We start from the raw sequence: 19,980 nt of genomic DNA on the forward strand, positions 1-19,980 counted from the left end.
AATTTCCCCCGAGTAGTAATAGTTTGCCTATATTTTAGATTCGATGACGATATCATATTTTCCTTGTTTCAAAGATACTGTAGTGGTATTCTGATGACTATTGTAGAATGACGCCAAATTAGTAATCATTTTTTGATTAATAGTACAAGTCTTTGGGTCATTACTAAAGAATGTAAGCATACAATCTTCAACTAACTCTATCCGAATATCGATTTGTTTAGAGTTCATTTTCCAGATAAAATTTGCTTTTTTGTCTGATCGTACTAACAGTTTTCCTTTAAAGGTTAATACGTTCCCATTTATTAATGAAAATGCTCTGGGTATAGTATTTTCTTGCTGTATAGATACCCAGCCTATCTCCCCATTTGTCTGGATTAAATCATTAGAATCAGATGACTTTGCTTGGTTTTCTTCCTTATTTATAACGATATAATCTATCACATTTTCTTGCTTTCTAGTAATTTTAAACTCTATTTGAGAATCTGTTCTAATAATTTCATAATCTAGTGTTGAACCATTTCCCCTACCATATGCTGTTGGATATAAAAGGGTAATCATTTTATCCTCCACATTGCCTATGTCAGGCTTAATGGTTAAATAGTTTCCATATTGTTCCGCACCTTTATAACAATCTACTCTTTTCTTTGTCATTTCAGGATAAATAGTATAAAGATGAACTTCCGCCTTTTCACCTGTCATATTAATTTGATTATGGTTAAATTCTTCTCCTTGCTTTCTTATTTTCCCATCTGTATAGATTTTTGCATTTGTATGATAAAGGAAGGTAAGTTGGTCCTTTTGTTTTTCTTTTTCTACATCATCCATCATAATAAAATAGGTTTGATCGATATGGAATATATATCTTTCCCATCTTCTTATCTCAGCTTGATAGGTGTTAGTAGCATCTCCAACTAGAACATCTAAATAAGGAGAAACAATCCAACTCTTAATCGTACTATTACCTCTATAAGCTTGTCCAACGCCATTTATTAACATGGCATTATGACCGATTGTACCTAATGTAAACTCTCTTTTTGGACCCTCTACATAGTCTTGATAACCAGGATTAGTTAAAAGCCATTCTCCTGCTTTAAAAAGGACAAAATTATTTTGATCAAAATGATTATGATCCTTCGCTGACCGACTAGCCGTAAAAGCTAGTAAATGACCCGATTTATCCCAACTACTACGCAAAGATGCCCAACCTATATGTGGAAACACCATGGATTTTACATCCTGATAATATGCTTCTGGAGATTTTGGCGACACAGCCGATTTTATATAGGACATGATATCAGTACTTCCGGATGAAAACTGCTCGTTATACCAAGATGCAACTGGATGTTTATTATTAGATGCAAGGTAAGACATCATAAGAGTTACATCTAGTTCATAGAAGGAATCTGAAAAATTTACGAAACTAGCCGTTTTCTCATCACTAATACCTAACATAGATATAAACAAATTAGGTAAGTACGTATCAAAATATGGATGTTCCATCAGTTCTTTATTACCTGTCGCACGATATAATATATCTACGGCCATTAATAGATGATTTGCTGCTACCTTTGTGTATAACAATCCCTCTATTTCAGGGCTATCAAGGCGTTCATTTAGATACGCCCAAATGTAGTGATACGCATTTAAAAAATAAGTTTCCACATCAGCCTCATCTATTACTGTTAATGCCCCTATTAACATAGCAATTCGCTTAGAAGCAATGATATTATGGCTATCATGATTATCAAAATCTATTTCAAAAGGACGTAAGCCTTTCTCAATAATGGCAATTCGTATCTCCTTCTTTTCATCCTCTGTTAGAAAATGAAAAATAGCATCATACCCTACTGCCACCGCAATTAGTAAATGGGCATTACTTAAATTTCCTTCTGCTCCTCGATGCGGAAATTCATACCATCTCGAAAACTTACTGAGTGCTAGTAGGTACTCTCTAATTTTATCCGCATATTTCTTTTGTTGTGAGAGTCCAAAGGCAACTGCTAAAGTCTTGATTCGTTCCTCAATGGCCCTAGAATACATTGTCCAATACGGAAAATCGATATATCCTACCGGTTCAGGTAAGTCTTCCAATTGAATTAAGGGTAGTTCAACATGTAAGGTAAAATTGATTACCGGATAGTTTACTTGAAAGTTTTTTTCCACAGTATATTCGTTGGCTAGTGAATATAACATGTTTTCAAACTTTTGATAGTCAACAGAACCTACTGTTTTTATTTTAGTTATCTTTTCATGTAATTCTTCTATTTCATTAGGATTGTATAGTATTCTAGGATGATCAGAAATCGAATGTATCATCTTACTAAAATTCATGTTATCGATCCTTTTCTGTAGTTTAGTAAAACTAGGAGACTACTTACCCAAACTATCATCCATTTGCAATTTAATCTTTTTAAGTACATCCTCTGTTTTTTCCATATTTGCCCACAAGAAATGTAATTCGCTTTCGACCCTCTCCATTTCTTCAATTGTTATGTTAAGGTCTCTCATCGTTTGCGCATAAGGCATTACTTCTTTAAAAGCATTATAATTATCAGGATGGATACCAGGCTGTAACAAATAATTATCTTCTGCAACATAACGTAAAATAGGAATGGTACAACCATTTCGCTTCAACATGGTTTGTGCTTCCGTACTAACCATGTAATTAATAAAAGTCTTAGCTGTTTCTTTCATTTGACTATCAGCATTAATTCCTAGAGCTCCACCCAATAGTAATGTTGCTTGTGTTTTATTGGCTGGAACAGGAAGCACATCCCATGAAATGTTATGATCTCTAAACTCATTCATAAAATAATAAGTAGTTAAAATCATCGCTGCCCTTTCTCGCATGAAAAGGTGCTCCGCTAACTCATTACTCCCATGTGAAAATATAGGAGAAACTTTATGTTTATACATTAAATCAACGCAAAAGGACAGTGCTTCAATATTCTCGGAACTATCCATTACCGATTCCGAACGATCTTCTAGAACATACTTTCCATTATTTTGTAATAGAAATACTGGATACCGATTAGATGATGAGGAAAAGCAAAATCCATATTGATCAATTATTTGATTATCAGTGGCACCTTTTGTACTACTTCTTGCTAGTTCTAATAAATCTTCCCAGTTTTGTAATTGAATCGAATCAGGAATATTAGCTTCCTTAAACATCTTTTTGTTATAACAAATGACTACCGGTGAAAATACAAAAGGCGTTACAAGTGGTTTCTCTCCTACCGAAAACATATCAAATACTTTCGTATAACTATCTTTTACTGGTTCTAAATGTTCTGGAACAAATGGATCTAGAATGTCTAATTGCTCCGATTCGATTAGTTCGCGAAAATGATAGTCCGACACCATAAATACATCAGGTCCATGACCATGTTCTATCATTTGGGTTAGCGTATAGATGTAATTGGATGATGGAATTAATTCTAAGTTAATTTTGACAAAAGGGTATAACTGTTCAAAACGGTCAATAATTTGTTCAACAATTTCTATCTCATAAGAATCAGAAAACCACGCCAGACTCAATGTTTGTTTTGATGTTTCTAGTGGGACAATTACCCTGTTTCCTTTACCAGGAATTTTTTCTATTAATCCTTCTTCTACTAATTCTGCTAATGCCTTTCTAATAGACACTCTACTTAAATCATATACTTTACTTAACGTATTTTCAGGAAGAATAAATTCTCCTGGCTTGATACTCCCCGTGAGAATTTCATCCTTCAGTTCATGTAGAAATCGATTATAGCGCTCTTCAAAACTATTCACTCTTTTTAGCAACCTGGTCCGCTCCTATTAATATATAATTAAATAAAATTTGTCCTCTGCTTATTATAAATTAAAATCTATTTTAGAAGCCATTGATCAAGAAAGTCATAAGCTAAATAACGCATTTCTTTTGGAAAGTCATGGCCAAAATTCCCGATATAGGATACAAATTTCCCCTGATTATCAAGCCATTTATACAGTTGATGTAAATCCTCTACCGCTTTTACAGTCGGCTCCCAATGTGGAAAGATATGATCATCTAAGCCAACGGAGACAAAAAATGGAGTTGGCGCTACTAACGCTGCAATTTCATTAAATTCAAATGACACTTCCCCCTTTTCAATGGAATCACTAATCTTAGGAATATGAGTGAACCAATCCCTTTTTCCCCAACGATGTGTTTCGGCATCTCCCGAAAAGGTTGTCAAACCACAACTGCACACAACAGCCTTTATTCTTTTGTCTACTCCTGCTAGAAAATACCCATTGTAACCACCGAGAGAATGTCCGATTACGCCAATTCTGTCAAGATCGACTATACCAATATGACGTAATAATTCAATTCCTTGCCTATGGTCAACAATCATTTTGGCAACCGCTGACCAATTTGGATATTCTTCATAGAACGGTCTTGTCAAATACGATTGTTCTTCTGTCTCGACTCTCTCACCTGCAGTAATGGTATCTGGTGCCAAAACAACATAACCCCTTCGAACAAGCTCTAGCGCATATTTCCTGTTTTCTTTTCCACTCGATAAGGAAATATCATCCTTTCCTAATGGCGTGGTTGGATGCAATGCCAAGACTGCTGGTAATTTCTCCAAATGGGCTAGCTTAGAAAAGTCAAATGTATTACCCTCGAAATTAGTATCTAACAGCCCTTCTACTATTGGCAACAGAATATACGCTGGTACCTTATCTGAAATAGGTGACGTATAGGTTAATTTAATCCGATAATGATCGGATTTTTTTTCGACGGAAACAACGGTATACGCTATCTTTTCATGACTTGAAATATCGCCAATATAATCTATCCATTGGTCATAGATTCTTGTTCGTTTTTCTTCCCATTGCCTCCTTGTAGAAATACCTTCTCGCAACGGGGGAATTCCATATTTATGTAAATCTTGTAAATCATAAGCCATACTTTCTCAGCACCTTTATCATTCTATCTCTAAGCCAATTAAATGGCTTCCAGAACCATAGTATAGTAGACCTTGATGCAGGACGATCCCGCTTGTAGCTTCACTTGCTAGATTGGCTATATTTTTTAGTTGAACGTCCTTCTGAATGTCAATTTGTATAACCGAGTGACTTAATAAACAAATTAATAATTGCTTATAATCATCATAAACAAACCCATTTCGAACAACATTTCCGTATTCTCCTAAGTCAAACAGATGAGTTAATTCCTTTGTTTTGGAATCAAAGACAAAATATAAGCTTTCCTTTGTTAAACCATGGACGCGATCACACTCGTCAATGTACAGTTGAGAAATTTCCCTCGTACCTCGTATTGGCTTATGAAAATACGCTACATTCTTTGTTTCCCAGTCGAATAAATAAATTCCCGCTTCCTCTGCCTGGGACTCTGCTCCACCTGGTGTTTCCACACTCGTACCTCCGATGAGGTTTCCATTACGTAACATTCCGATACTAACCGTACTTTGATTGGCTACAATCCGTTCGTTTGGAAGTATTGTATTCTTCTTCTGCTTCTCGACATGATAGATTCCTAGTCCGCCGCCAACCATTCCATAGGCAGGGAATCCCCCCCAAATAATATGTTTATTATCCTGATGGGCAATTGCACAGCGTGGTCTATGAATCGCTTCATTCTCACTTATTAACGCTGGGTTGTTTTGATCCTTGCTAATTGGCTTACTTGTATCGAGTTCATATATCTTTCCTCCTGCATAGGCAACCCCAATGATTTTCTCGCCTTGAGAAGCATAAGCAGCAATATTCCCCCCGCCCCCCCTTAGGAATAGCACCGCTAACATGGATTTTTTCCGTTTGGCAATCCAATTGAAAGAGTTGTAAAGGATGCATGGATGTTCCATAAATCAGTTTGTCAGGTCCTAAAAAAATGGTTGAAATCTGCGCACCAGTAGATTGATAGTTCACACTAACTTTCTGTTTCCTGTTGTTTCTATCTTTATAAACGACATACTGATCGGCTAAGCTATAATCTTCTATACGAAAACCACCATTTCCATTACGATGGATTTTTTGGAAGCCGACACCTGTATAAAGGGAAGGAGCCTTTGTACTTTTCTCAATCGGCATTGCCTTTCCATCATAAAAGTAATACCACTCACTAGCACTTTCTGTATCTCTTAAATCGATTGCTCCCCAATGACCATAAATCGTACCATCTCCACTAGTATAAACAAAACCCGTCCCACGACTTCTCGATTTTTCAGGAACAAAGGTTATCTTTGTGCCTAACGTTAGATGATAGGCAATGACATTTTTTCTTTCGGTACCAATACCGATGTACACCCAACCTCGCTCATCCACCGCAATACTTCCTGCATATTTTTCAGTAGCATCCATGGAACCAAAGTCATGAAGTTCTTTACTACTAGGATCATAACGAAGCAAATGACAATTCGGATACGTAGTGAAATAGATTCTACCCTTCTTGTCTTCTGTAAAACTGAAGCCAACAATTTCCTCCCCATTATGGATATATTCATAATGAATCTCACGTGTAAAAGGATTGACCGATAGAAACATATTTCCTGCACCCGTATAAAAGGTTCCATTGGAGCTACTGAACGAAGCAAAGGGATATTCTACATAACCGTCTGGAAAATTAATTTGTAATGACTCGGAAGTGTTAGGATTAATAATGATTAAAAATCCTTTTGCCGCAATAACAAATCTGACTTCCCCTTCCTCATTTTTACAAATGGCAGATGTACGAGCTTCTTCAGCATTTATAGGAATTCCAAAATCACGAGCACGATAGCTAACTTTTTGCATGTCTATAACTCCTCATCTTCTAGTTAATAAATGTTTTACTAACTTATCTAGAGTAATAGTCTGCTACCTTTTGAATACCGTCCACTACTTCTTCTATATCTTTCTCCGTATAAAACTCACTAATAGAAATACGAATTGCAGTATTTAAAATCTCTTCGGCAACAGGACAAACACCACTTTCATAATTCGGATTGGATAATTCAAAAGGAAATCTACTATTTACATAGGCCTGCTGTTTTTTGAGCATTGGGATTTCGTATAGTACTTTAGGTAAATATCCAGGTTGGTTAGGGATTCCCTCCACTTCTAATGCAGCAGAAAATTCCTCACGGGTACAAGAGAGCTTATCTAGATTAAGCCGAAACATGTAAAACCAATACGTGCCCCATCCACCTTCCGTTATTTCCATTGGAGAAACACCTGGTACCCCTTGCAAACCTTTATTAATTTGCTCCCCATATGTATTTCTCGTTTTACAAATCCAATCTAATTTCTTTAACTGTGCAATTCCTACTGCACCTTGTAATTCAGTCATTCGATAGTTTGGAGCTAAATATTCAATATCCTTTTCTACCGAATCGTCATGTCGGCGATAATTCTTATCTGCAAACGCATGTGTCCGATAATAATCTTCTTTGTCTCCAGAATTTACGGTTACAATACCTCCGTCACCAGTTGAAATATGTTTAAAATCATTCGTACTAAAACAACCATAATCACCAATGGTACCTACTAAACGCCCTTTATAGGTCGTTAAGTAACTTTGGGCACAATCTTCAATAACTTTTAAATTGTGCTTTTTCGCTATATCCATAATTGCATCCATATCACAAGGATTCCCCGCCAAGTGAACAACAAGAATTGCCTTTGTTTTAGATGTGATGTTTTCTTCTATTGATGCTGGGTCCAAATTATACGTATGCGGTTCTAAATCCGCGAAAACCGGAATTGCGTTTTGATATAATATCCCAATTAGTGTACCTTGGTCTGTTATTGGGCTTGTGATAACTTCATCTCCAACAGTTACCCCTGCCGTTCCTAACGCAACATGAATCGCCGCAGTACCAGATGATGTAGCAACACTATATTGCACCCCATACATCGCGTTAAAGTCAGCGAGGAACTGCTTTACCTTGTTACCAAAATGATAGAAAAGTGTATTTTGCTCTAAGGCCTCCAATAATTCTTTCGCTTCTTCCATTCCAAATCGCTTCCCTGAACCAAATGGTTTTGATTTCACTTTCTCACCACCAAGGATAGCCAATTGCGATTGATTCACTTTACTTCACCCCTATGTTCAACTTCATTCTTTTTAATGGAAACTACTTTTTCCATACAGTTTATTCCAAAGCGTTTCACTATTTTTTTATCATTCGCCATTGTTTCGGCTTGTGAACTTGAGATTGGAATATAAACAACAACATCTTTAATTTCAATACTTGAATCTAGGCGAACCTGATATCCCGCATCAATATCGATAATTTGTATCTTCCGTCGCGACCGTTCCCAATCATTAATTTGTTTACTAGTCCAGAATGTAAAACCTTGTTTCTTCGCTGTATCAATTAATTGCAAAATAGCTTTTTTCACTTCTGTTTGTGTATAGATATGGTATTGATGGAATAAAAAATGAGCAACTCCATCAACTCTCTTCACATTTTCTAGAAATGGCTCAATAATACTTGTGTCAGCTAAGGCATGGTGATTTAAATCTTGTGTTAAAAATCCCAATTCTAACACATTGTAAAAACGATTTTGTTGATCAGCCCAAGCGATTGGACGATATGGATGACATGTACCAAACAGAAAACCAATATTCCCTTTTTTACTTGGCCCCCTAGTCTGATCGATTTCAATACCATACTTCTCACACCAATCAAACAATTTGCCCCAACCTTCAAAACGAGTATAATGATTTTTATTTGAAACAATATGTTCTTCAGTGGTTGCAGCCTTAACGGTCGTTAACTGATTAGCAAAAGGTTTTTCACCCCATTCGCCATCTTCTGATTCAAGCGCATTATAATGAAAGGCTATCTCGTGACCATTCTCTTTTAGCTGTTCGTAAATAGTTAAGCTATATCCTGGCATAATCATACACCAAGTAGATTGAACATTCTTCTCTTGTAAGACATCAATCGTTACTTGGGCAGATTCATTAACATTTAGATCACTATCATGAGAAATGTGCGCCATATGTTTCACACTGGCTGGCCAATACCCAATTAGTGGAAGCGTTTTCTTTTTTTCTAACAATCTAGTCACTAGATGTTCTACAATAACCTCTCGCCATAAATCGGCATACGGATGTGCAAAATACTTCACACCAGACGCTGTAGATTCTCTATCTAGCTCCCAATCTAGCATAAACCCATCATCTGCTTTTAAAATTCCTTCATTTAAATTAGCACTTCCATCTGCAGCAGGTTCACCATCTTCAACTACTGGCCCTACTCCTTGTTGTAGCTTAACGATTGTTTCCGGTATATTAATAGACCAGCGATCAATATATCCATTTCCAATTTTGAATTGTTGCAAGGCTGATTTGCCGCGAGTATCCGAATCCTTACTCATACTAACGTAGCCTATCTGTCTATCTATTTCTCCATCTGTTAAATCCCAAGGAAGGGCTTGGAAAAACTTCAATGGAGTGTCTTGATGAAATTCCTCGGACAGGTTAGCATACCCATAGTTTATTGGTTCACTAGGTAAACAACCTAATTGGTTCCTTATGCTTTCTAACCCACCATAACTTACTAGAATTCCTCCATTTTCAACATAGCGAACTAATCTATGTACTGTTTGAGGATTTTCATCCATGATTATTGGGATAACTAAATCAAATGATTCTATATCTTGCACATGATCCAACACTTCATAGGGTAATCTTAAGTGCTCAAATATTTCCATAATATATAAACCAAATTCATTCTTTCCATTAGCCCAATTTCTAGTCGCTGTATCGTTCTCATACAGCACGCCTACTTTTGCTATTTTCAATCCTGACTACACCGCCTAACAACATGTATTTAACATGTATTTATTTACTGATAACCATACTATAATATAATAATTAACAATATTCAATACCTTTATTTTTACTTTAATTAATTTTCGAATAATTAAGAGGTATGATGGTAATTGCTTAATTGCGGAGTACCATACATCGCAATTGGTTAAACGTAAAGCTCCGGAAATATACCTATGTTTAAGGTTGTCAATTTCCGGAGCTAACATGTGAATTACTTACCTATTTACCGCTCTTCCCATATTTATTGTTAACCAGTACCTTTATCGTGTTTGTTTGGATTGTTTTTCCGTTCCAAGTAATCGTTGCATAAATTGTTGATGCACCGCTTTTTAGGGCGACAAGTTCACCATCCTGAACAGATATTACCTTCTCATTACTGATATGGTACGTTATTTCTGCCCCTGACAATTCGGTTGTTTTTCTGTTTTTACCTAGAGACGCTTCTATTAGAATAGTTTCTGTTTCTCCTGTACGAAGTTTTATCTTTTCAACAGATAGTGTCGCATCTTCGAAATCTACTACTAATGATTCATCCACATATTTGTATAGACGATTTCCTTTCGATAAATAGAATGCTCCAAAATCATCTTGTGTCATATGTTCTACATTACTAGCAAGTAGTGTAGACTCCTTTGTTTCTATATCAAATGTAAAAAACTTCCCTGCTGCGATTCCATAGATATTTCCATCTGTCCCTATTTCTAGCTTTGCTTCGCGCCAACTATTCGAAGCTTCTGGATAAATGTCTTTCGTAAATACTACTTGCTTTTCTTCGGTATCAAAAGCAAATAGTGTTCCGTTAGCCATCCCCCAAACATTCCCGTCTGGACCAATGGTTAATGCTGTAATCGCTTTTCTATTTGGTACTGGCACGGTCTCAAATACTTTTTCGCCTTTTTCAATATCCCAAATAAATAGTTGTGCTTTCGTTGTTGTCGGTACAGACCCTTGTCCCCCAGCAATAGTTGTCCCTCCATATACGAATCCATCTTTGTAGGTGAATGATACGATACTTTGATCGGGTACAACATTCCAATAAATTTCTGGTTCAGCAGCATCTGTCGCATCATATATCGCCATTGCGCCTCCCAAATGACCATTCTTCGGTACGGTTCCGATAAATAGTTTATCGAATTCCTCTACCCCTAACATGGCAAATGGTCTGTCTTGTGGGGTGTAGCCATCTATTTCATCATTCTGCTCTAAACTAAATAATAAATCTGGATTTAGCTGGTCAGATTGGGTACGATTCCACGGTGAAGATAAGTCATATTTATAAATTCTTGCATTAGGATAAACTCCAATGTACAAATCACCATTTAGACTTGTCATTCCTTCTCCCTGGCCAATATCATTCAAACGAATATTTTGATCAGATGTCGGGAAATAGACACCCATATTTCCTGGTAAATAACCTGTACTATAAATGCCACCATCCGGCCCTTTCTCTAACTCATGAATTAACACAGGCTCAGAAGGAAGTGGCAAATCAACAAGTTTCAAATTACCAGTCTCCAGATTGTATTTGTATAACTTTCCACCGTTACCTGATAAACCAACTAACGAATAGCCAGGAAATCCTTCTTCATTTAATTCAAGAAACTTATAACTAATTGCACTTCCTTGAATATCTGCTTGTAAGGAATGATACGTGTGCGTGTCTAAATCATACTCATAAAGAATTCCATAATGAGTAAAGTAAACTTTATTGGCAATTGGCGATTTACCTGAGATACCTCTGGATGATTCTGGAATAGTTACAGAAATTTCTCCTGTATCTCCATTCGTTGCATCGATAACTTCTCCTGTCGCCACATCTAATACAAACATTTCATAAGCTGATTCCTTTTGAGCAAACAATTTCCCGTCAACTAAGTCCATATCATAGATAGAAATGCTATCAGAAAATTGTTCCGGTAGAATATTTCGTTTTTCCCCCGTATCGATATTGTATTCAATAAGATGGGCTTTACTTCCAATACCTGCATAGATTTTATTTGCACGTTCATCAAAGGCTACACTTCTAACCCAGCTCTGTCCTTCTACCATCGTTCCAAAACTTGTAAACTCATTAACAGAAGGATCATATTGATAGACACTTCCTGTTCCATATGTTCCGCCGTAAATTTTACCATCACTACCAATATCAATTGGATAAAGGACTGGGTCGGTTGAGGAAACAGGATACCCAAGATTGATCAGTTTATCCAACTCCGGAATATATCGGTATAAATATCCTTTATTATACGCCCCCAAATAAACGGAATTATCTGCAGCGACTGTTACAGCCCATGCTCCTGATGTTTCCTCTAAAGGAATACTTTTTACTAATTGTTCTGTTTCGATATCAACAATAGCTAATTTAGAAGGAGCTCCTGCAACAACAGTAAATAAAACATCTCTACCCTGAGCATCCTTGCCAATATCCCCTAACATAACTGTCGTTTTCGAAACTTGTACACCTAAATCAATTGCTACTTCTTCGATTGGCTTCATTATTTCTTCCTCCGGTGGGTCAACTACACCCTCTACAACTTGAACGTTATCAACATAATGCTTGTAAGTTCTCGTATTGCTTCCAGCAAATAAAATAGCTAATTTTGTAGCATGTTCTGGAGCGGTTGCAGTAACGATATTTTTCGTCCATTCACTTGTTGGACTAGTTAACTTATTCCACTCAAACTCTCCGGTGTAATTTCCATTCTCATCATAAAAGCGCACATACATATCAACGGATCCATATTCTAAAAATACATCAGCAATAGCTGTATACGTCTCCCCTGGCTGAATGGGAATAAAATCACTACGAACACCCATATATTTACCAGGCTCATTTTCTATCAATAAACTGTCATCACCTTTGAAAACCCTTTCATTTGTAACCATAAAATTATCACTATTGGTAGGGCTATCCTTACTCCAGCCTGGAATAACACCCTCTATAACATCCTCTTCAAAACTATAGTTTGGTACATCTAATGATGGTGGTGTAACTTCAACATTTTTTTCAGAAAGTACAACAGCATCAAAATTAAATGTTCCAACATTACCAATTCCTGAGTAAAATAACACAGCAACATAGCCGGTGTTTTCTGGTGCAATTGCAGACACGGTTATATCTTCCCAAGTAGTGCTTACTCCTTGTTTCACACGATTAACACCTGTTATATATTTTCCATCTTGATCAAAGAATCGCAAATATATTTCTGCATTACTTCCAGATTCAATCCACGTTTTCGCAGATGCAGTATACTCTTTACCAGCCGTCGCTGATACTTGGTCACTAATTATTCCTACATTGCCAGAATTACTGCTATCCACTAATTTTAAACTTTGATTTCCCTCGTATACTAATTCTGTTTCAAGGCTTATCCCATTCGAACCAAATATTTGCGTCCATGAGGGAATCATCCCCTCTGTGGATAATGGATCTTCAAAACTAGCATTCTTGGTTAATAGGTTTTCATCAGCTTGTAGATTCTTGCCAGTATTAGCTAGTATTGAACTTGGTAAAACCAAACTAAAAATCATTAGAAATGTTAACATAATAGAAATTGTTTGAACATACTTTTTTGATAAACCAAACAACTGTTTCTCCTCCTATTAGAAATGATTTGATATAGCGATAGCGACCCTCCCTTATATACAGGTATATTTCCTGTATTTACTAGTCAATAGAATTTCCCTTCAATAAGAGTTCACCAATTCCCTCGACTATTTAAAGAATAATGAAATTTTTCCAAAAAATAAATGATTCTTTTTTCCTATTCGTTGCAAAAATACCAATAAAACATAGTAAACATGCATGGAATATGACGCAAATAATCCTATTTGCATAGTAAGCCACCAACTTTTGCTTCTTAAATATCATTAAAGACATATTAAAGACATTTTCTTTAATTAAATTTTCCAATATAATGAATTTAATAAAACTTTAGGGGGAACATTATGGGACAACCGGTTAAAAATCAACCGCCAGTAAATGAAAGCGTTGTCAACAATCAACGTGGTTTTCGTAAGTTATTTAAGTTAATTGGTCCTGCAGTCATTACATCTGCCCTGGTACTAGGTCCAGGAAGCTTAACACTATCTTCTACGATGGGAACATTATTTGGTTATCAATTACTTTGGTTAGTGGTAGTTGCCGTTATATTTATGATGATTTATACCGAAATGGCTACGAGAATTGGGTTAGCTTCAAAAATTTCCTTTATTCAAATCATGAAGAATAAATGGGGAAAATGGGGTGCCCTATTAATTGGGATAGGAGCTTTCTTAGTAACAGCATCCTTCCAAGCTGGTAACTCCATTGGGGTTGGTGTAGCTATTTCATCCATCACCGGTTTATCTCCAACCTTCTGGGTCGTTGCTTTTACGATTTTTGGAGCATTACTACTATTTGCAAAAGATTTTTATAATGTGTTAGAAAAATTGATGCTTATCTTGGTTGGGATTATGTTAGCTGCTTTCCTTGTTACAGTATTTTTAGCGCAACCATCGATTGGCTCTGTTGCAAGTGGTTTTATCCCAAGCATACCGGATGGTTCATTAGGCTTAATTATTGGATTTACGGCAACTTCTTTTTCTATCGTCGGTGCAGCATATCAATCCTACCTTGTTCAAGAAAAAGGTTGGACAAAGGAGCTAGCAAAAACAGGAATGAAAGAGTCATACGTTGGAATTGGAATATTAGGTCTAATATCACTACTAGTTATGATTGCCGCAGCTGCCGTATTAAGACCTGAAGGCATTCAAATTAACTCCATCCAAGATATGGGATTAGCATTAGAACCTTTATTTGGTTCATGGGCAACAATTGTGTTCATGATTGGACTCTTTGGTGCAGCATTTTCATCCTTAATGGGAAATGCAACAATTGGTGGGTCTATGCTAAGTGATAGTCTCGGATTTGGAAGTAAACTAAAAAACAATAAAGTTAAAATCGGTATTATTGCCGTCATGTTATTTGGATCAATTGTAGCAATTATTTTCGGTGGAGCACCTATTAATTTAATTATCTTCGCTCAAGCTATAACCATTGTCGCTGTTCCATTTATTGCTATTGCATTATTAGTAGTAGCGAATGATAAGAAGATAATGGGCGAGTTAAAAAATACGCTATTTAAAAATATATTAGCGATCGCAGGGTTAATTGTTCTTATCTTATTAGCATTCAATAATATCAAAAATATTTTCCTATAAAAAATTATGAGGTGATGATCAAATGCAAACAATTGCTGAACTAGAAGAAATCATGACAAAACCTTCCCAACGATTAATCGATGATCTAAAACAAGTAAATGGAGATATCATGATATTAGGTGTTGGCGGTAAAATGGGACCAACTCTAGCAAAATTAGCCAAGCGGGCTGTTGATGAAGCAGGTCTAAATACTAGAATCATAGGAGTTTCCCGTTTTTCCTCAGGGAATTTACAAGAAGAACTAGAAACTTCTGGCATTGAGACAATCGCTTGTGATCTATTAAATGAAGAAGAATTAAACCAATTACCATCTGTGAAAAATGTTATTTTCATGGCTGGAAAGAAATTCGGCACGATGGGAAATGAACATTTTACTTGGGCAATGAACACTTACCTTCCTGGCCGTGTAGCAGAAAAGTTTGCAGATTCAAATATTATCGTGTTCTCCTCTGGGAATATTTATCCATTTGTCGATATAACAAAAGCTGGATGTACAGAAGAAACACCGACTCAACCTGTAGGGGAATATGCACAATCTTGTTTAGGAAGAGAACGTGTGTTTACGTACCTTTCCAAGAAAAATAATACACCAATCTTATTATATCGTCTAAATTACGCAATCGATATGCGCTATGGTGTTCTACTAGAAATTGCTAAGCAAGTGTTTAATGATAAACCAGTTGACTTAACGACTGGACATGTCAATGTGATATGGCAAGGGGATGCGAATGAATACGCCCTACGTTCCTTACTACATTGCTCAACCGATCCAGCAATTTTAAACATTACAGGTCCTGAAACAATTTCTGTTCGTTGGTTGGCAGAAGAATTCGGTCGCCATTTTAACAAGGAAGTAACATTTGTAAACTCAGAGACACCTACTGCATTACTAAACAATGCAGGAAAAGCACATAAGCTTTTCGGATATCCAAGTACATCCTTACAGCAAATGGTAGAATGGACAGCTGATTGGTTAAAAAATGATGGTCAAATGATTGATAAACCTACTCATTTCCAAGAAAGACAAGGAGCGTTTTAAATGATCAAACAAGAGATTCATGCCTTACTACACGAAGGAACAGTTATTCCAGCATACCCTCTTGCTTTAACAGCGGATCGCCAGTTTGATGAGAGAGGCCAGCGTGCATTAACAAGATATTATATCGATGCTGGAGTGGGTGGTATTGCGGTTGGCGTTCACACAACACAATTTGAAATACGCGATCCCGAATTCAATCTATTTGAAAAGGTACTAACCCTGGCAGTAGATGAAATTGACAACTATATGAAAGATGATCGTCCGTTTATCAAAATAGCTGGAATCTGTGGTGAATTAGAACAAGCAACCTATGAAGCAACGTTTGCCAAGAACTTAGGTTATGACTTAGGATTACTAAGTTTTAGAGGATTGAACCATTTGTCAGAAGAAGAACTCATTCATCATACGAAAGAAATTGCTAAAATAATCCCTGTATTTGGGTTTTACCTACAACCAGCTGTGGGTGGTAGAGAGTTAAGCTTCGATTTTTGGAAGAAATTTGCTGACATTCCGAATGTTCATGCTATCAAGATCGCTCCCTTTGACCGATATCGTACATTAGATGTTGTTCGAGCTGTATGCCATTCCGAACAAAGAGATGATATTGCACTTTATACCGGGAACGACGATAATATAATTACAGATTTAATTACGAACTATGAAATACCTGTTAACGGAAAAATCATAAAAAAACATATTGTTGGTGGCTTGCTTGGTCATTGGGCCGCATGGACAAAAAAGGCTGTAGAACAATTTGAGGAAATTAAAACGACACGCAAGGAAAACGGTAGTATGGATAAATTCAACGTATTATCGCATCAAGTAACAGATGCCAATTCCGCTTTCTTTGATGTCCGAAATAGATTTAAAGGTTGTATCGCTGGAATTAATGAAATACTTGCGCGCCAAGGAATTTTACAAGGTAATTGGTGTTTACTAGAAAAAGAGAAATTAAGCCCAGGCCAATCTGAAGAAATTGTCAGAGTTTATCGTGAATACCCTCATTTACATGATGATGATTTCGTTAAGAATAACTTGGAAACATGGTTAAACTAGATTTATAGATAAAATGAGGTGTCCCGAACTTTTTTGGGATGCCTCCTTTCTTAAAAAGGAGTGCAATACATATATGATTACAATCGGTGTTATCGGACCAACGTGGACAAACGAACGAATTAAACGCTCCCTTAAAATGTTTCCAAATTTTAAACCTATCTATAAAACTTCCAATAATATATATGATGCACCAGATTTTACGGAAGAACTAAAAGAGCAATGTGAAGTTCTTTTATACTCTGGATACATTCCATACTCCATTTCAAAAGGAGTTATTCCAACACATATCCCTGCCCATTTTGTACCAATAAAGGGTGCATCTCTATATCGCGCACTATATAAATTACAAAAAGAAGAAAAAAACATGAAGAAGCTTTCCATTGATACATTGTCACCGTATGAAATCAATGAAATAAACGATGAATTAGAAGAAGACTATAAGTTGATAAAATACGAAGGGAAACTTTCATTAGCTAATACAGATGAAATCGTCCAATTCCATGAAAGAGCATATCAAAATGAACAAGCTGATTGTGTATTAACCGGATTAAAAATTGTCTCCGATCGGTTAACAGAAAAAGGAATTCCCAATGAATGGCTCGTTCCTACAGAAGAAGATATCATTGTAACACTGGAAAGAGCACTTCTATCAACCGAAGAGCGAAAAAAACTAGAGTCACAGATTGTATTCGGTATTATACATATTGAGAATTTAGAGCAATTAAAGAGACAAAGTATATCGGAACAGCATATACAACGACTTTTCATCGAAATCCAAAAGACTATCCTCGACTTTGTCGAACAGTTTGAAGGATATCTTACTGTCTTGAATGGAAATGAATACCTCTTCGTGACTACTAGGGGAACTTTTGAACGAGTGACACAAGGGTATAAATACTTTCCATTAATTAATGATTTGAAAAGGGAGCAACATGTCAGTATATCAGTTGGTGTAGGTTTTGGAACTTCCGCGAATCAAGCAGGTAATCATGCACGTATGGCACTCACACAAGCAATCGATTTTAGTGGTGAGAAATGTTTTATTGTCAGAGAGGATCGTAGTGTCATTGGTCCAATCGACAAAGAAGCACCACTTACCTATCCACTTAACATTACGGATAAAAAACTATTAAAACAGGCAGAAAAGTCCTCGGTCTCACCGCATTATTTAAGAAAAATCGTATCAATCATTAACCGTCAGAATAAGAATACGTTTACTGCACAGGAACTTGCGTCACTATTAGGGATTACAACAAGGAGCGCCCATCGAATTCTTTTAGTTTGGTTAGATGCAAAGATTGTTGAAATTGTTGGCATGGAAAAACTCAGGTCCAAAGGAAGACCACGGCAAGTTTATAAACTATTAATATGAGGTGATATCAGTTGACATTAAAAATTGGCATGATTGGTCTAGATACGTCACATGTGGAAATTTTCACGAAGTTGCTTAACGATAATCCAACCCTTTACTACAAAGCAAAAGTAACAATAGGATGCCCCTCTCCTTCTCTTGACCTAGATATAAGTATAAATAGAGTAGAAGGTTATACAAATCTATTAAAAAATAATTATAACGTTACTATCGTATCCTCTATTGAAGAAGTAGCAGAACAATCCAATGCGATTATGATAACTGCTGTCGATGGTAGAAAGCACTTAGACTTTTTTAAACAAGTTGTATCCTATCAAAAACCAATTTTTATTGATAAACCACTTGCTATGTCTGTAAAAGAAGTAAAGGAAATTTTTGCGTTAAGTAAAAAATACAATACTCCCATTATGAGTTCATCATCGTTACGTTATGCAGACTCTCTACAGAAACTATTTAAGATGAAAAATGAGCAGCCGAAAGGTGTTTATTTAAAAGGCCCCTTACCGTTCATTGATAAGATGCCGTATTATTACTGGTACGGAATCCATATGATTGAAATGCTAATTACTATAATGGGAGCAAACTATAAAACTATTTCCATACAAGGTAATGATAAATTTGATGTAATTACTACGGAATGGGAAGATGGTAGATTTGGTATTATTCAGGGGGACCACCATTGGCATGGTAATTTTGAGGCAATTATTCATTATGAAAATGAGACTATTCATTTACCAGTGTATAAGGATGAAAAACCATTCTATGCCTGCTTGTTAGAACAAGTAGTTCCATTTTTTAGTACTGGAAAAAGTCCAATTGATGAAAAAGAAACAATAGCCGTAATGACTTTTATTGAGGAGGCTAGTAGAATTCGAAGTGGGATTTAGTGAAATGAAGTATATTTCAAGTTACAACGATAACCTTTAGGATTAATTGGCTTCTACTCTCTTATAGGATATAGGAGAGGTTCTTTGTCCCACCTACACGAAACAAAAAGACACTAACCAAACTCAAGGCTTTATTAATATACATTCGTAGTAATAGGATAAAAGAAATTATAGTACATTGCTATTATGTCATATCTAAGTGTTTAACTTTAATTTCTGGTTATATGGGAATTTATTGAAAGACAATTCGCAGCATTATAGTAAATAATAATTAGTTAATGAAAACTCAAAAGGCGCAAGATAATATCAAATTACAATTCACTTCTAAAAGAAAAGGAAGTATGAGATATACTCATTGGGAGTGTAATATAAACTGTGTAAGTAAGAGAGCGTACGGCTCTTACTTCGCAGTTTATTTTTTTATTGTTAAACTAATAATATATGAATTGGGGGAGTTGTTTCTAATGGCAAAATCTAAACGTGATCCACAATCAGTAGAGTTAGCTAATAGAATAATAGAACAATACCAACCAGAGTCCGTACAAGACATGCAGAATGCACTGAAAGACATATTTGGTCCTATGTTTGAAGCTATGTTAAAAGGAGAAATGAATCATCATCT

Annotated in this window: 13 protein-coding genes and 1 pseudogene; 6 read left to right on the top strand and 8 right to left on the bottom strand. The window is 36.1% G+C overall.

The annotated features are described in order from the left end of the window. Positions 1-27: 27 nt before the first annotated feature. The 8 genes from TE34_RS02920 to TE34_RS02955 form a co-directional block, all read right to left on the bottom strand. Positions 28-2,331 (bottom strand): heparinase II/III domain-containing protein, encoded by a 2,304-nt coding sequence (locus TE34_RS02920; RefSeq protein ID WP_053074944.1) that lies wholly within the window; start codon positions 2,329-2,331, stop codon positions 28-30. A gap of 39 nt (positions 2,332-2,370) precedes the next feature. Next, a complete protein-coding gene (locus TE34_RS02925; RefSeq protein ID WP_047983333.1) occupies positions 2,371-3,792 on the bottom strand; it encodes an extracellular solute-binding protein in 1,422 nt (473 codons plus the stop codon). A 65-nt stretch (positions 3,793-3,857) separates the two neighbouring features. Beyond that, positions 3,858-4,925: an alpha/beta hydrolase family protein gene (locus TE34_RS02930; RefSeq protein ID WP_047983334.1), complete on the bottom strand. Its 1,068-nt coding sequence runs from the start codon at positions 4,923-4,925 to the stop codon at positions 3,858-3,860. 18 nt (positions 4,926-4,943) lie between these two features. Beyond that, the gene (locus tag TE34_RS02935; protein WP_157037566.1) at positions 4,944-5,783 is read right to left on the bottom strand and encodes a hypothetical protein; all 840 of its coding nucleotides are present in this window, start codon (positions 5,781-5,783) and stop codon (positions 4,944-4,946) included. Continuing rightward, positions 5,677-6,771 (bottom strand): SMP-30/gluconolactonase/LRE family protein, encoded by a 1,095-nt coding sequence (locus TE34_RS02940; RefSeq protein ID WP_047983336.1) that lies wholly within the window; start codon positions 6,769-6,771, stop codon positions 5,677-5,679. The genes TE34_RS02935 and TE34_RS02940 overlap by 107 nt, the downstream gene beginning before the upstream one ends. Positions 6,772-6,814: 43 nt before the next feature. Beyond that, a complete protein-coding gene (locus TE34_RS02945) occupies positions 6,815-8,050 on the bottom strand; it encodes a DegT/DnrJ/EryC1/StrS family aminotransferase (protein ID WP_047983337.1) in 1,236 nt (411 codons plus the stop codon). Beyond that, positions 8,047-9,771: a polysaccharide deacetylase family protein gene (locus tag TE34_RS02950; RefSeq protein WP_047983338.1), complete on the bottom strand. Its 1,725-nt coding sequence runs from the start codon at positions 9,769-9,771 to the stop codon at positions 8,047-8,049. The genes TE34_RS02945 and TE34_RS02950 overlap by 4 nt, the downstream gene beginning before the upstream one ends. Positions 9,772-10,021: 250 nt before the next feature. Further along, entirely contained in the window at positions 10,022-13,390 is a 3,369-nt protein-coding gene (locus TE34_RS02955; protein WP_047983339.1) for a carbohydrate binding domain-containing protein, read from the bottom strand. Positions 13,391-13,750: 360 nt separating this feature from the next. Here TE34_RS02955 and TE34_RS02960 point away from each other — a divergent pair, with 360 nt between their 5' ends. The 6 genes and pseudogenes from TE34_RS02960 to TE34_RS20920 all read left to right on the top strand — a co-directional run. Further along, positions 13,751-15,004 (top strand): Nramp family divalent metal transporter, encoded by a 1,254-nt coding sequence (locus tag TE34_RS02960; RefSeq protein ID WP_047983340.1) that lies wholly within the window; start codon positions 13,751-13,753, stop codon positions 15,002-15,004. A 22-nt stretch (positions 15,005-15,026) separates the two neighbouring features. Next, complete coding sequence (locus TE34_RS02965) at positions 15,027-16,043, top strand: NAD-dependent epimerase/dehydratase family protein (protein ID WP_047983341.1); 1,017 nt, start codon at positions 15,027-15,029, stop codon at positions 16,041-16,043. Next, positions 16,044-17,099: a dihydrodipicolinate synthase family protein gene (locus TE34_RS02970; RefSeq protein ID WP_047983342.1), complete on the top strand. Its 1,056-nt coding sequence runs from the start codon at positions 16,044-16,046 to the stop codon at positions 17,097-17,099. A gap of 73 nt (positions 17,100-17,172) precedes the next feature. Further along, positions 17,173-18,471: a GGDEF domain-containing protein gene (locus tag TE34_RS02975; protein WP_053074945.1), complete on the top strand. Its 1,299-nt coding sequence runs from the start codon at positions 17,173-17,175 to the stop codon at positions 18,469-18,471. 11 nt (positions 18,472-18,482) lie between these two features. Then, positions 18,483-19,358: a Gfo/Idh/MocA family oxidoreductase gene (locus tag TE34_RS02980; protein ID WP_084710605.1), complete on the top strand. Its 876-nt coding sequence runs from the start codon at positions 18,483-18,485 to the stop codon at positions 19,356-19,358. A gap of 464 nt (positions 19,359-19,822) precedes the next feature. Further along, a pseudogene (locus TE34_RS20920) lies at positions 19,823-19,980 on the top strand (IS256 family transposase); the annotation flags it as partial.

Source organism: Ornithinibacillus californiensis, assembly GCF_001038485.1.
In the GTDB taxonomy this organism is placed as follows: domain Bacteria; phylum Bacillota; class Bacilli; order Bacillales; family Amphibacillaceae; genus Ornithinibacillus; species Ornithinibacillus californiensis.